This is a genomic window from Aminobacter sp. P4_D5 (assembly GCF_056401815.1).
Genome location: NZ_JBFUIP010000729.1, coordinates 1 through 706, shown reverse-complemented (window position 1 = coordinate 706; position 706 = coordinate 1). Strand labels below are relative to the sequence as shown.

2 protein-coding genes are annotated in these 706 nt (G+C 71.6%); one reads left to right on the top strand and one right to left on the bottom strand.

Annotation, left to right across the window (positions count from 1 at the left end; genetic code table 11):
• Positions 1-143 (bottom strand): 3-hydroxyacyl-CoA dehydrogenase NAD-binding domain-containing protein (locus tag AC1DWF_RS34625; RefSeq protein WP_476842999.1); only part of this gene is annotated, 143 nt, incomplete at its 3' end.
• 79 nt (positions 144-222) lie between these two features.
• Between AC1DWF_RS34625 and AC1DWF_RS34620 the strand changes: the two genes are divergently transcribed.
• Positions 223-706 (top strand): Bug family tripartite tricarboxylate transporter substrate binding protein (locus AC1DWF_RS34620; RefSeq protein ID WP_476842998.1); only part of this gene is annotated, 484 nt, incomplete at its 3' end.

Here is a 706-nt window from a genome sequence, read left to right as displayed (position 1 = left end):
ATGTGGATCCGCCCGGCCGCCAGCGCCGCGCGCACCGAGGCACTGGTGTCCACCCCATGCACGCGGATCCCGTGGCTCGCCAGCAGCACCGCGGTGGGCAGCCCCACATAGCCGAGGCCGATGACGGTGACGCTCTGTACCATGCCCGCAAGCCTGCCATGGATGCGGGGCTTCCGCATCGGGCCGCGGCGCGCGAAACTGCCGGCAACGGAGGAACCCAAGATGATCCGCAGACGCACAGCCCTGGCTCTGCCAACCCTGACCCTGCCCGCCCTGATCCCGGCCATCGCCTCGGCCCAGCCCTCCTGGCCGCAGCGCCCCGTGCGCGTGATCGTGCCCTACGCGGCCGGCGGCGGCACCGACATCCTGGCCCGGGCCATCGGCGAGGCCATGCGCCCCCACATCGCCTTCCCCGTCRTCGTCGAGAACCGCGCCGGCGCGTCCGGCGTCATCGGGAGCGAGGTCGTCGTCCGCTCGGAGCCGGACGGGCACACGCTCATGGCCGTGGTCTCCGCCCATGTCATGAACAAGCATGTGCTGCCGAGCATGCCCTTCGACCCCGTGCGCGACGTCTCGCCCGTCGCCATGCTGACGCGCAGCACCATGGTGCTCGCGGCCTCGCACGCCCTGCCCTTCAACGATATCACGGGCCTGACCGCCTTCGCCCGTGCCAACCCAACGCGGCTCTCGACCGGCAGCACCGAAT